This window comes from Microbacterium sp. SORGH_AS_1204, from assembly GCF_030818935.1.
Lineage (GTDB): Bacteria > Actinomycetota > Actinomycetes > Actinomycetales > Microbacteriaceae > Microbacterium.
Genome location: NZ_JAUTBD010000001.1, coordinates 3,194,803 through 3,208,100 on the forward strand (window position 1 = coordinate 3,194,803; position 13,298 = coordinate 3,208,100).

At 66.9% G+C, this 13,298-nt stretch carries 9 protein-coding genes; 4 read left to right on the top strand and 5 right to left on the bottom strand.

Annotated elements, in window-relative coordinates; genetic code table 11:
* Nucleotides 1-121: 121 nt before the first annotated feature.
* Genes QE410_RS14740 through pdxA form a run of 3 tightly spaced genes read left to right on the top strand, consistent with a single transcriptional unit; the run spans nucleotide 122 to nucleotide 3,122 of the window.
* Complete coding sequence (locus QE410_RS14740) at nucleotides 122-907, top strand: DeoR/GlpR family DNA-binding transcription regulator (protein ID WP_307333391.1); 786 nt, start codon at nucleotides 122-124, stop codon at nucleotides 905-907.
* Nucleotides 908-933: 26 nt separating this feature from the next.
* Nucleotides 934-2,094, top strand: a complete 1,161-nt coding sequence (locus QE410_RS14745) for a four-carbon acid sugar kinase family protein (RefSeq protein WP_307333393.1) — start codon at nucleotides 934-936, stop codon at nucleotides 2,092-2,094.
* 44 nt (nucleotides 2,095-2,138) lie between these two features.
* On the top strand, nucleotides 2,139-3,122 hold the full coding sequence (gene pdxA / locus QE410_RS14750) for a 4-hydroxythreonine-4-phosphate dehydrogenase PdxA (RefSeq protein ID WP_307334565.1): 984 nt from the start codon (nucleotides 2,139-2,141) through the stop codon (nucleotides 3,120-3,122).
* Between the two features lie 333 nt (nucleotides 3,123-3,455).
* On the opposite strand, the gene QE410_RS14755 is transcribed toward pdxA, so the two are convergent.
* The 5 genes from QE410_RS14755 to QE410_RS14775 form a co-directional block, all read right to left on the bottom strand.
* Nucleotides 3,456-4,094: a YesL family protein gene (locus QE410_RS14755; RefSeq protein WP_307333395.1), complete on the bottom strand. Its 639-nt coding sequence runs from the start codon at nucleotides 4,092-4,094 to the stop codon at nucleotides 3,456-3,458.
* Nucleotides 4,095-4,098: 4 nt separating this feature from the next.
* Nucleotides 4,099-5,046 carry a carbohydrate ABC transporter permease gene (locus tag QE410_RS14760; protein WP_307333397.1) on the bottom strand — a complete coding sequence of 316 codons (948 nt, stop codon included), beginning with the start codon at nucleotides 5,044-5,046 and terminating at the stop codon, nucleotides 4,099-4,101.
* Between the two features lie 2 nt (nucleotides 5,047-5,048).
* Complete coding sequence (locus QE410_RS14765) at nucleotides 5,049-6,050, bottom strand: sugar ABC transporter permease (RefSeq protein WP_307333399.1); 1,002 nt, start codon at nucleotides 6,048-6,050, stop codon at nucleotides 5,049-5,051.
* A gap of 62 nt (nucleotides 6,051-6,112) precedes the next feature.
* The gene (locus tag QE410_RS14770) at nucleotides 6,113-7,645 is read right to left on the bottom strand and encodes an extracellular solute-binding protein (protein WP_307333402.1); all 1,533 of its coding nucleotides are present in this window, start codon (nucleotides 7,643-7,645) and stop codon (nucleotides 6,113-6,115) included.
* Between the two features lie 480 nt (nucleotides 7,646-8,125).
* Nucleotides 8,126-11,698, bottom strand: a complete 3,573-nt coding sequence (locus tag QE410_RS14775; RefSeq protein ID WP_307333404.1) for a S8 family serine peptidase — start codon at nucleotides 11,696-11,698, stop codon at nucleotides 8,126-8,128.
* Nucleotides 11,699-11,969: 271 nt separating this feature from the next.
* Between QE410_RS14775 and QE410_RS14780 the strand changes: the two genes are divergently transcribed.
* Nucleotides 11,970-13,223, top strand: coding sequence for an LCP family protein (locus QE410_RS14780; RefSeq protein WP_307333406.1), 1,254 nt, complete (start codon nucleotides 11,970-11,972; stop codon nucleotides 13,221-13,223).
* Nucleotides 13,224-13,298 lie beyond the last annotated feature (75 nt).

Genomic DNA, 13,298 nt, shown 5'->3' on the forward strand with positions numbered 1-13,298 from the left:
GGGTGGCACTCCTCAGCTCTGAAAGATTGCGCCTTTCGCGCAATAACGTTAGCACGAACCGCGCAGAACGGTGTAGAATGCGGGGAGAGTCCTGTTCTCTCACACCAACGGAGGTGACACGGTGAAACAACGGCGCACTCGCGAACGACGTGAGGAGATCCTCAGTTTGGCCGCCGATGTCGGGCTGGCCAACGTCGAGGACCTGGCGCAACGTTTCGGCGTCACTGCCTCGACGATTCGCCGCGATCTCGCACATCTCAGCGACGATGGACGACTTGCCCGCACCTACGGTGGCGCCATCTCCACGTCGCACCTTCCGGAGGCGTCTCTGCTGCAGCGCAGGTCGGAGGCACTCGACGCCAAGCGCGCCATCACTGCGTGGGCAGCCAATGAGGTGCAACGCGGTGAGTCGATCTTCCTCGATGGCGGTTCGACCACCGCTCTCATGGCGCGCGAGCTCTCCACCCGCACCTTCCCCGCCACGGTGACGACATCGAGCTTGCCCGTGGTCACTCAGCTGTCGACGACGACGTCCATGACAGTGCAGTGTCTGGGGGGCCGCCTGCGCCCCCTGAGTGGCGCGTTCGTCGGGCCGCTGGCCGAGACCTCTCTCGACCGTATGAGCTTCGACCGCGCCTTCATCAGCGCCGACGGGGTGACCGTCGATCGGGGGCTGTGCGAGGCGGAACTGGAGCAAACCAGGTTCAAAGAAGTCGTCGCGCGACGCACCCGTTCTCTCTACGTCCTCGCCCACGCAGAAAAACTCGGGCACGCCCCGTTTGACGCCTGGGCCCGGCTCGATCTGCCGTGGACGCTCGTCACCGACGAGTCGGCACCCGCCGCGACGCTCGCAGAGTTTCACGCCGCGGGCATCAACGTAGTTGTGGCGCCGGCGCTGACGACATGAGGGTCCGCGCGCGGGTGATGCGGGTAGTGGCCGACGATCTGTCAGGTGCCGCGGAAGCTGCCGGCGTCCTCTACCGGCACGGCCTGCGCGCCACCGTTTCCCTCGACACGCGAAGCGATTCCGGCTCGGCCACCGTTTTCGACCTGCACGTGCGGAACGCCGGACCTGGAGCAGCGGCCAAGATCAACACCGAGCTTTCCGCACTGGGAACCGTCGACTACATCAAAATCGATTCGCAGATGCGCGGCCCTCTGGCCGAGCTCGTCGATGCCGCGGCGCAGCACTCTCCCGTCGTCTTGGCGCCCGCTCTTCCACAGCTGAATCGGAGCGTCTCAGGCGGCGTCCTTCTGCTCGATGGAGTTTCTCTGCGTCATTCAGAGCACTCCGCTTGGCGCACCGAAGCGGGGCCACCCCCGGACACCCTCGCCGCCGTCTGCGGATCCCACACGCCGTACCCCTTCACGCTCGAGGATGTGCGATCGGGAGCATTCGCACAACGAGTGGCAGCCGGACGCATCGGTGACGTGTTCATCCCCGATTCCACGACCGAGGAGGATCTCCGCATCATCGCGGAGGCCATTCGTACAGCACCGGCCCTGGTCATGCCCATCGGGAGTGCAGGTCTGCTGCAAGCCCTCGTGGCGGATCACTCTTCCTCCGCGAAGACCGAAGAGACGACGCCGGATGCGTCCGAAAAGGCTGTCCTCGTGCTCGGAAGCCTCGAACCCATCCTGACCCAGCAGCACGCTGCCCTGGAGTATCACGCCACCACGGTGTTCGCCCGTCCCGATGTCGCCACGGCAACACTGTCGGCCCTCATTCGTGAAGCGCTCACTCGGTCGCCGCGAACGATCGTCGTGAAGACGCAAGCGAAACACGGTGTGCACGATGTCAACGTCGCCCAGCGCGTCGGCCACGCGACCGCCGATGCGGTCCGGCACGACCCCACCATCGGGCTCGGCCTGATCGGCGGGGAGACCGCTCGAGCCGTGCTCCACGCGCTGGGCGAGCGATCGCTTTCCATCCGGGGAGAGGTGCACCCAGGAGCAGCTCTGTCCGTGACCGCCTACGGACGCCGGGTAGTGACCCGGCCCGGCAGTTTCGGGGGCATCGATTCCCTCACCCAGATCACAACCACCCTCCTCGGGGACGCCCCCGGGGATCGCCAGGAAGAAGGAATCCAGTGACCGACGACAACGCTGCGACGAGTACGCCCGTCATCGCCGTGACGATGGGGGATGCCGCAGGAATCGGCCCCGAGATCATCGTTCGCGCCTTCCTCGACCGCACCGTGACGAGCACGTGCCGTCCGTTCGTGGTGGGCGACGCCGCGCGCCTGCGCACAGCTGCTGACATCCTCGGCGAAAGCGTCGAGATCCGATCCATCGAAGCCCCGGAGGAAGCCGAATACGCGCCCGGCGTCATCAACGTCATCGACCTCGACCTCATCCCGCATGACCTTCCCTGGGGCGAGCTGAGCGCGGTCGCGGGCGACGCCGCATACCACTACATCGCCGTGGCCGCGAAGCTGGCCACGGCCGAACGCGTCGACGCCATCTGCACGGCACCGTTGAATAAGAAGGCCCTGCATGCCGGTGGTCACATCTACCCCGGCCACACGGAGATGCTCGCATCGCTGTGCGGCGTCGAGGAGGTCTCGATGATGTTGACGACCCCGCAGATTCGCGTCATCCATGTCACCACACACATCGGTCTGATCGATGCCGTCCATCTCATCGAGCCGGGCCTGGTGGAGCGCACGGTACGTCGTGGACTCAGGGCGATGGCCGACGCGGGCATCGAATCTCCCCGCATCGGCGTGTGCGCGATCAACCCGCACGCCGGCGAGAACGGGCTTTTCGGCTATGGCGAAGAAGCGGAGAAGATCACTCCCGCCATCGAGCGCGTCGCAGCCGAAGGGCACGCGGTGCACGGGCCACTGCCTGCAGATACGGCATTCTTCCTCGCCTCGCGCGGCGACTACGACCTGATTGTGGCGATGTACCACGACCAGGGCCACGGGCCGGTGAAGGTGCTCGGCATCGAAGCGGGCGTGAACGTCACCGTCGGACTCCCCGTGATTCGCACCTCCGTCGACCACGGCACCGCCTTCGATATCGCGGGCACCGGCACGGCATCGCACGAGAGCATGGTCGTTGCCATGCTGCAAGCGGCTGAGATGAGCCGGGGCCACGCTCTCACCCGCGTCCCCTGAGCACAGAAGCGTTGCACCACCACCTCACCCATCGACCCCCGGGGACGAGCTGAGAAATCAGCCCTACCTCCCGGGGGTCGCTCCTTCACCTCAACAGCCGTTGTTGCAGACTGCACGCCGCAGAAGGTGAGCGCGAGCGACGGAACCACATATGCCTGAGCCCGGCGCGTCCGGCACGTTCGTCATCCGTTCGACCCCGTGCACGAGTCACCGATGCGGGCGATCACAGCGTCGAACGGACGCGAGGAAGGCCCGGGTGAATTGAGCGTCACCGCCCTGCGCGGGTGGGTTCAGCCATCGCCGGCAAGGAGCACTACGGGCACTGGTCAGCGATCAGGTCGCGACGGTGAGAGCGTGGCGCTGCTCGATACGCCGGAATCCGCGCACGTCGAGAATTGCCGTGAGCAGTGCAATGGGGGTGAAGGAGAAGAACAACGCCGCGGCCGGGAAGGCCCCCAGGGCGAAGCAGAGACCGGTCCACGCAGCGCAGATGATGAGTGTGCTCCCGGGATGCGCGAGGGCGTAAAGCCATGACGAACGCACCAGAGACCGCGCCGGGGCATCCATGTGGGCGACGAGGAACGGCAGATGCACAAGGCCGCCGAGAAACGCTACGGACGCGATGACAGCACCCCCGACGAGGGGAACCTGCCAGGCCGCGCCGGTTGCTGCCCAGCCCAGTCGGAGAGCGGTGAACAACAGCACCCCGATCGCGACCGCGACTCCGCCGGCGACGTTTGCTCGAATCAGGTTCGCTCGGAAGAGTGCGGCGAACCGGCGGAACAGGGGCTCCTCCTGCGTCCGTGGGTTGTGTACCCAGTCGCGGGTGATCTGGTATCCCGCGGCGGTGGCCGGGAAGAAGCCGAGGACGATCAGCCCTGCGAGGACGAAAAGCAACCAGATGAGGTTGAGGTACGCCAGGCGTGCGATCCAGACGCAGCTGGTCTGGATGCCCTGGGTCACGACCTTCATGTGCTCATCCCTTCACAGCGCCCACCAGAATGCCCTTGCTGAAGTATCGCTGAGCGTACGGGTAGAACAAGAGCACGGGGACGATGGCGAACAGCATCGTGGCGGCTCGGATGTTCTCGGGGATGACCAGGTAGCCGTTGCTGATGGTCTGTTGGAAGTTCAGCGCCTGATCCGCGTTGCCGAGGAGAAGGCGGTAAAGCACGACCTGGATGGGCTGAAGTGACGCATCGCGCAGGTAGATCAGCGGCCACAGGAATGAGTTCCAGGTCTGGACGGCGTAGAAGATCGCGATGGTGGCGATGACGGGTTTCGACAGCGGCAGGTAGATCCGGCCGAGAATCTGGAAGTCGTTTGCGCCGTCGATGGAGGCGGATTCTTCGAGCTCTTCGGGGATGGCCTCGATGAACGCCTTCGTCACGATGAGAAGGAACGTGCTGATCGCCAGAGGGAGGACCATGATCAGCGGGTTGTTGACCAGGCCGAGACCGCTGTTGACGATGTAGGCGGGCACGATGCCGGCGTCGAAGATCCAGGTGACGATGAACAGCAGCATGATGACGCGGCGCCCGGGAAGGCGCTTTTTCGACAGCGCGTACGCGGTCAGATATGTCAGGCCCACGGCGACGATGGTGCCGGCGAGGGTGTACACGATGGAGTTCAGCAGGGAGCGGACGACGCCGAGACGCTCGTTGGTGAGGATGTAGCGGAAGGTCTCGATGTTGACGTCAACCGGCCACAGCACGACCTGGTTGTTCAGCACCGCGTGCCCGTCGGAGAGCGAGACCCCCAGGATGTAGAGGAACGGGTAGATGCAGACGATGGCGATCAGGCCGAGCACGGCCCCATTGAAGATGTCGAACAACTCGATGGGGCGGCGACGACGCCAACGAGCGCGCGGGGGGCGAGTGACCGCTTCGGTCTCGGTCCGGGGAGAGGTGCGGAGGTCGGTCATGGTCAGAAAACTCTCGAGTCGGAGAAACGCTGGGAGGCCCTGTTGGTCACAACGACCAGCACGAAGGCGATGACGCCCTGAACGAGTCCCACGGCAGCGGCGTAGCTGTAGTCGGGGAATCCTTCGGATGCGAAGGCGAGGCGGTACACGTACGTCTGGATGACATCGGCGGTCTCATAGACGCTCGGGTTGTACATCAGGAGGATCTTGTCGAGATCGACCGTGAGGATCTGCCCGACGTTGAGGATGAGCAGCACCGAAATCATGGTGGAGATCCCCGGCAGGGTCACGCTGAACATTTTGCGCCAGCGGCCGGCGCCGTCCAGTTCCGCGGCCTCGTAGAGCGCGGGGTCGATGCTGGCCATGGCGGCGACGTAGATGATCACCGAGTACCCGAAGTTCTGCCACACCTGCATGGTCGTGTAGAGCGGGCGGAACCAGGCGGGTTCGGTGAAGAACGAGATGGCCGTTCCACCGAGGCTCTCGATGATGCCGTTGACGACTCCTCCGCTGGGCGAGAGGAGCGTGTACATGATGCTCACGAGCACGGCCGAGGAGACGAAGTAGGGCACGAAGCTGAGGGTCTGCACGCTCTTGCGGAACCAGCGCAGCCGGACCTCGTTGAGAAACAGGGCAAAGATGATGGGGATCGGGAAGCTCACGAAAAGCACGAGCGCCGCGAGGATGACGGTATTCGCGACGAGGCGACCGATGTTGGGGTCGTTGAAGAAGTTGATGAAGTTCTGGAACCCGACCCAGGGGCTACCGCTGATTCCCAGGAACGTTGAGAAGTCCTGGAAGGCGATGACGAGAGCGGAGACGGGTGCCAGTTTGAACAGCACGAGGTGGATCAGCCCGGGGATGAGCATGACGTACAGCCAGCGGGCTGCCACCATTCGCCGCCAGAGCGGTTTGCGGGGTTTGACCGTGGGGGCGCTGCTGCTCTTTTCGAGCTGCGCCTCGGTGGCGAGCTCCTGCGCGGGATCGGCGGTGATGTGGCTCATGGGGTTTCCTCACCTGGGGCACGGGGCCCACGGCGTTCGTGCCGCGGGCCCCGCAGCGCCCGTTACTTCATTGCGTCGGCGGCGGCCTGGTCGATTTCGGTGATCTGGGCGTACCCCTGAGCGTCGGCATCGCTGAGGAAGCTGTCCCACTCGGAGAGGGGGCGGGCACCGGTGACGAACTTCACGATCTCGGCGTCCACGAAGGGCTGCACCGAGGCGAGCAGCTTGCTGCGTTCCTCCTGCTGCTCGGCGGTGTACTTCAGAACGGGGCTGGTCTTCAGGTCGTTGGAGAAGTAGTCGGCAGCGAACGACTTGGTGAAATCGCCCTGCCACTTGTAGAAGGCGTCGTCGTCGACGGGCGCCGGGTACGTGAGGCGGTCCTGGGCGAAGTTCCACACGGGCGTGCCCACCTCCTGGTCGGCGTTCTCGGCGTACGAGACCGTGTACTCCTTCTCGCCGTTGACGACGTCGTATGACTCGCCTTCGACGCCGTAGTGGTATATGTCCTGTCCCTCGTCGCTGTAGAGGTAGTCGAGGAACTCGATGATGGCCTTGGAGTTCTGCGTCTTGGCGTTGACGACGAACACGCGATCGGTGTTGTACTTCTCGTTGGCGGGGACCTTCATCTGCTCGCCGCCGTTGCTCAGCGCCGGCATGGTGCCGATGCTGTAGTCGGGGTAGGTGGCCTCGTCGGCGTTGGCCAGGAAGTACTGGGGGCGGGTGAAGAAGTCGTTGGAGATCGAGATCTTCCCGGTGAGCATCTTCGTCTGCCAGTCCTCTTCGGACACAGCGCCCTTGACCCACTCGGGGTCGATCAGGCCCTGGTTGTACAGCGTCGAGTACCACTCGATCATGTCGCGCGCACCGTCGGAGTGGATGTCCGTTCCGCGACCGGCCTGGTAGATGCCGTGCACGGTGCCGGAATCGTCGATGCCGTCGTTCGCGGCGAACGCGTACTGGTAGTTGAGGAACGAATCGCGGCCGCCGAGCGGGTAGTAGCTGGAATCGGTGGCGCCGTACTTCGCCTTGAGGGTTTCGAGGGCCGCTGTGTACTCCTCGACGCTCGCGGGAGGGGTGGTGATGCCGGCCGCGGCGAACATGTCGTCCCGATAGAAGGTGACGGGGCCGATCGTGGGGTACTCGTTGATCAGGCCGTAGATACTGCCGTCGTCGTTGGTGATGAGCGACTTGAAGTCGGGGTGCTCGTCGATGTACGCCTTGAGGTTCGGGGCGTCGGATTCGATGAGCGGTGCGAGGTTGAGGAACGCCCCCTGGGTGCCGTACACCTGTGCTTGGGAGATGGTGGCGACGGTCGCGTCCTCGAGGTCGCCGGATGACAGCAGCAGGTCCAGTTGCTGGTAGTGCTGCTTCTCGGGGCCGCCGTCGACGACGTTCACCTGCACACCGGCGCCGTCCTGCAGCGGCTGGTTCCACTTGTTGTCCGCGAGCCAGTTCTTGAATCGGTCGGGGATGCGGTAGCTGAAGGCGGTTCCGTCGCCCGTGGCGGTGGCGCCCCCTCCGGCGGTGCAACCCGCCAAACTCACGGCCGCAGCCGTGACGCCGATGATGCCCATCAGGGCACGTGATGACCGCATGAATACTCCTTTGTACTTCGGGCGGCGCACTCTGGCGACCCGGCTGTGGTGTGAGCGAGCATCACTCGCTCCGAGGGGCAAGAACCTCTCGGTTCGCGCACCAGTAGGAGGAAGTATTGCATACTGCGCGCAAATTTAGGGAACTAAGAGGTAATGTCAGCGGTTTTTACGCGCGAACCGCGCAGTAACCTGCCGCGGTGGGAGACGAAGGCGCAGCCAGGCGCAGAACCCCCTGTGCGCGACACCGCGCGGTGAGAAGCGACCATCCCATCCGGTCGGCGCGTGCGTATCTTCCCCATCGGCGGCTACTTCGGCCACGCCAGAACGATCTCTCATGAGGTGGAGCAGGGCAGAAGCTGTGGCCGGCTGCAGCAGAGCCAGGGCGCGTGTGCGCCTGAAACCCCCACCGCAGACCGTTCACCCGAAACGACACCGCGGCGCCCGAGCCGAAGCCCGGACGCCGCAGGGATCGAACGGTGACTACCGCAGCACGATGAACGCGCTGCTCGCGGTCGACGGCTGCACGGTGGTGCTGCCGCCGTAGGTGACCTTCACCACCTTGGCGCCGCGCGTCTGCGGGTCGAGGGTGACCGACGCACTGCCGCCCTGCAGGGTGGCGGGGTAGTCCTTGCCCGCCACCGTGACGACGATGTCGCCCGTCGCGGCAGGGCCGCCCGCCGGTCGCACCTTGACGGTGACGGTGTAGGTGTCGGTGGTGCGCCCGACCCACGGGCTCACGGTCACCTCGGTGCGCGAGGTGACGACGGATGCCACACCCTCACTGTCGGCCGTGCCCGACAGGCCCGTGACCGCAGACGTCGCGGTCACCCGCACGCTGATGATGCGACCGAGGTCGGCACGCTGCACGCGGTAGCTCTGCGAGGTCGCGCCCTGGATGGGTTCGCCGTCGCGCAGCCACTGGTACGTCGTGGTCACGTCGGCGGGGTCCCACGTGCCGGGGGTGGCACGCAGGGTGCGGTTGATGGCCACGGTGCCCGACACGGTCGGCGCCTCCACGGCCACCGGGGCCGCTTCTCCGGCCTCGACCGTGAGCACGGTCTGCACCTCGGAGTCGCCGTACTGCACCACGCCGAGGTAGCGGGTGTCGGGCGTGAGGCCCTGCCACGACAGCTCGTACGACACCGGCGTGCCCTGCTCCGCCGTCAGCGGGTTGGGCGAGGCCGTGAGCTGGCCCTCCCCCTCGGGTGCGACGTTGGCGTAGGTCATGTCCCACGTGAACGGCGCGGTGAACGAGTACACGTTCGCCTCGACGAGGTAGGTACCCGGGGTGGGGTTCGGCAGCGACACCCGCTCGTCGGCCGAGGCCGTCGCCGAGGTGAACCGCTCGTAGTACCGCAGGTCGTCGGGGCTCACGACGCGCGAGACGAACAGGTCGAGGTCGCTGCCGTCGTCGTCGGAGGAGTCGAGGTCGAAGCGCGAGAGCGTGGTGCCCTCGGGCACGTCGACGACCCATCGGACGTAACCGTCTTCGTCACCGGAGGCCTGATTTCCGCTGTGCCCCTCGACGGGGTTGTCGGGGTCGGTCAGCAGGGTCTCGGCGGTCAGGCCCGACAGGTTCAGCGGCAGCTCGCCGGTGATCCCGGGGAGGATCTCCACGCTCGTCGCGCCCGACAGACCGGTTCCCGAGACCTCGGCCGGCGCCTCGGCCGTCGCGGGACGGATGGCGATCGGCGAACGCACCTGGGTGTCACCGCTCGTCCACGTGAGGAAGCCGGTCGACCACTGCTCGGCGGCGGCCGTCGTGCGGGTGAAGGTGACCGTGAAGGTCTTCTTCTGGTCGGCGTCGGTGAACTCCAGCGTCGACGGCTCCACCACGGCATCCACTCCGGGAACGTCGATGGATGCCGAGAACGTGCCGGCCTGCGTCGAGGTCACCGTGCGGGTGATCGTCTGGGGCTTGGCCAGCGAACCGATCGAGATCGACGCGAGGTTGAGGTCGCTGCCGTCGATCGGCTCGACACCGAAGTCGTAGAGGCCCTTGCCCTGCAGGAACGCCGCCCAGTCGGCGGAGCCGTTCAGGTACAGCAGACCCGGGTCGAAGTACTTCGTGGGGTCGACGTGACCGGCGCCCTGCGCGAACGGGTCCTGGGCGGGCGCGTTCTCGGCGTCGACGGTGTCGTACGCGGTGGTCATCATCGCCGACTTCACCTCGGCGGGCGTGGCTTGCGGCCGCTCCCCGAGGTACAGCGCGGCCAGGCCGGCGACGTGCGGCGACGACATCGACGTGCCCGAGAGGAACTCGAACGCCGGGTCGGCACCGGGCGCGTTGGCAGCCGCGGCGAGGATCGCGACACCGGGCGCCGAGACGTCGGGCTTGAGGATGTCGCTGCCGTCGGCCAGCATCGGTCCGCGGCTCGAGAAGCCCGCGACCTGCGGCGTCGGAGTCACGTCGTCGGTGATGTTCTCGCCGATGAGGGTGGCCGTGGCATCCGGGGTCTCGCGCACGTACGACAGCAGCGCCTCGCGGTACTGCGCGTCGAGGTGCACGGTCGGCACGGAGTGGAAGTCGTTGTCGACCGAGGCGGGGGTGACGTTGACGAGGATCATGCCCACGCCACCGGCCTCCTTCACGGCCTGCGACTTCTCGACACGGGCGTTCTGCCCGCGGTCGCACACGACGATCTTGCCCGCGGCCTGTGCGGGGTCGAGCGAGCCCAACAGGCAGAGGGCCGCGTTCGCGGCGTCGGTTCCGGATGCCGCGATGTCACCGGCGTAGACCACGGGAGCCGTGACGTTCTGGTCGGCGGGCACCGAGATGGACGCGCCGGCGGCTTCGAAGCCGTTCGGCAGCGTCACCGTGCCCTCGTACGTCGGGATCGTGGATGCCGCGACCGTGGTGTACCAGGGCGAGGCGTGGTCGGCCGTCGACGCGTCGGGACCGGAGTTGCCGGCCGAGACCGCGACGAAGACGCCGGCCGCCGCGGCGTTGAAGAACGCCTGGTCCTCGAGGGCGAAGGTGGAGCTGGCCGCCCCGCCGCCGATGGAGTAGTTGATGACGTCGACGTTGTCTTGGACCGCCGCGTTGATCGCGCCGAGCAGGTCGCTCAGGGCGCAGACGTCGTCGGTCGTCACGAGCGGATCGGGGCCCGCCCAGCACGCCTTGTACGCGGCCACCTTGGCGGCCGGGGCGACGCCCGAGATCGCGCCGAAGTCGAGGCCTTCGACATCGGCCTCGACGCCGAGGTTGCCGGCGGCGGTGCTCGCCGTGTGCGACCCGTGCGTGTCGCCGTCGCGGGGCGAGACGTAGTCGGCTTCGAAGGTGAAGCCGGACGCTGCGGCGCCGGTGTCGAAGTAGCGGGCGCCGACGAGCTTGGTGGAGTAGTCCGACAGCGACCAGCCGTTGCCCTCGGCCACGCGGGGCGAGCGGAAGTCGGATCCGTCGCCCTTGCGGAACACGACGTCGTTGCCGTCGAGGTACGGCTCGTCACCGGCGGTGGTGCCCAGCGGCTCGCCCGCGAAGGCCGGGTTCTCGGGCGCGATCCCGGTGTCGATCACACCGACGACGACGCCCTCGCCCGCGGCATCCGTGCCGCCGACCCGCTGCCAGACGCCGTCGTCGCCCTCGAGGCCGAGGAACTCGGTCGAGGGGACCGCGTGCGGGTGCCGGATCTCGTCGGGGACGACCTTCTGCACGCCCTCGGTCGCGGCGAGCTTGGCCGCCTGGTTCGGGTCCATCGAGGCGCTGAAGCCGTTGACCGCGACGGTGTAGGTCGTCTCGGGGCGCACGCCCGCCCCGTCGGCGACGTCCTGCTGGCGCTGCTCGAGGAACGCCGAGTACTCGCGCGCGGCGGGCGAGTCGGGATCGAGCTTCGCGTCGTCGGACTTCGTGGCATCCAGGCCCGGCTCTCCGCCGCCGTAGGTGGCGACGGGAGCCTCGTCGAGCACGACGATGTAGCGGCCCGTGGCGGATTCGATGGGTGTGGGGGGCGTCACCGCCTCGCCCACGTCGGCGGCCTGGACGGCCGTTGCTCCGGTGGCGGTGAGCAGTCCGGCCAGGGAAATGGCCGCGACTGAACGCAGGGTTCGACCCATAGTGCGCTCCAAACGGGGGGATGAATGAGCGATTTGCGCGTCAACAGCGACACGCGTTGCACAAACATAACTCAGGGTGGATTCATCACCTACGGGAAATGTCGCGCACATAGGCAAACGTCACAGCCCCGAAACGAACCACGAGTCCATTCGCTCGCGCTTTCGTCGCGCTTTCCGACCGGGGCGGGGCGCGCGGCGCGTCTTCCGACCGCACGGCGGGGCGCAGGTCACCAGACCCCTAGACTGCGACGAAACACGAGGAGGAGCTGCCATGCCCCGGCGCCGTCGTACCGTCGCGCAGCACGCGCACCTGCGTTCGCCGCATCCCCTCGGCCAGCTGGCCACCCTCATCGCCGTTGCGGCAGTCGTCGCCCTGGTGTCGGTGTTCGGGGTCGTGTCGTACACCGCCTACGACCTCACGGCGGAGTTCGTGGCAGAAGCCGTCGAAGTGCAGAACCAACCGCCCGTGCCACCCGACCTCGGCCAGCTCGAGGGCGGCGTCAACATGATGGTGGTCGGTATCGACGCGTGCGAAGAAAACCTCATCGCCCTCTTCGGCGAGCGCTGCGAGGGTCCGGACTCCGAGGGGCGGCTCAACGACGTCAACATCCTCGTGCACATCTCGGACGCGCCTCGCAAGGTCACCGTGGTGTCGTTCCCCCGCGACCTCGTGTTCGACGCCCCGGCGTGCGACACCTCCGAGGGCGGCCGCTTCGACGGCGGGTACCTGCAGATCAACGAGCTGTACACGTACGGCGGGCTGTCGTGCGTGATCACGGCGATCTCCGACATGAGCGGACAGCAGATCCAGTTCGGGGCGATGGTGACCTTCGGCGGGGTGATCGAGATCACCAACGCGATCGGCGGCGTCGAGATCTGCCTCGCCAGCGACATGCGCGACGACAACACCGGGATCGACTGGGAGGCGGGTCCGCGCACCATCCAGGGCATCGAGGCCCTGCAGTTCCTGCGCACGCGATACGGCGTAGGCGGCAGCGACCTGGCCCGCGTGAGTAACCAGCAGCAGTACATGTCGCGCCTGGCCCGCAAACTCGTCAGCGAGGAGGTGCTGTCGAACCCCGCGACCGTGCTCCGCCTGGCATCCACGGGACTGCGCAACGTCACGCCCACCCAGAGTCTGACGAACCCCCTGACGCTCGTTCAGGTGGCGCAAGCCGTCAAGGACGTGCCGTTCGAAGACATCGTGTTCGTGCAGTACCCGACGGTGGAGGCACCGTCGGACCGCAACCGCGTGGCTCCGAACTATTCGGCCGCGGAGGTGCTCTGGGATGCCCTCGCCGCGAACCAGGCCATCGAGGTCACCGGCGACGTCGCCGTCAACGGCGGCACGGTCGTCGCGGACCCGACACCCGCACCCGACGCGTCGCCGACGGAAGAGGCCCCACCCGCCGACGAGGTCGAGCCGGGCGAGGTCGACCCCTCCACGGGAGCCGTCGCGCTTCCGCCCTCGATCAGCGGTTCGAGCGCGGCGCAGCAGACCTGCAGCGCCGGCGTCGTGAACTGAGACCGCGGCCACGCCGCGTTCGACGCCGCGGTGAGGTGCGGCTCGTGCCCGCTTCTCGGGGCTCTGCACGTGCAG

Coding starts and splice junctions, on each gene's coding strand:
- pdxA (WP_307334565.1), top strand. CDS start 2,139: ATGGGGGATGCCGCAGGAATCGGCCCCGAGATCATCGTTCGCGCCTTC.
- QE410_RS14755 (WP_307333395.1), bottom strand. CDS start 4,094: ATGAAGGTCGTGACCCAGGGCATCCAGACCAGCTGCGTCTGGATCGCA.
- QE410_RS14760 (WP_307333397.1), bottom strand. CDS start 5,046: ATGACCGACCTCCGCACCTCTCCCCGGACCGAGACCGAAGCGGTCACT.
- QE410_RS14765 (WP_307333399.1), bottom strand. CDS start 6,050: ATGAGCCACATCACCGCCGATCCCGCGCAGGAGCTCGCCACCGAGGCG.
- QE410_RS14770 (WP_307333402.1), bottom strand. CDS start 7,645: ATGCGGTCATCACGTGCCCTGATGGGCATCATCGGCGTCACGGCTGCG.
- QE410_RS14775 (WP_307333404.1), bottom strand. CDS start 11,698: ATGGGTCGAACCCTGCGTTCAGTCGCGGCCATTTCCCTGGCCGGACTG.
- QE410_RS14780 (WP_307333406.1), top strand. CDS start 11,970: ATGCCCCGGCGCCGTCGTACCGTCGCGCAGCACGCGCACCTGCGTTCG.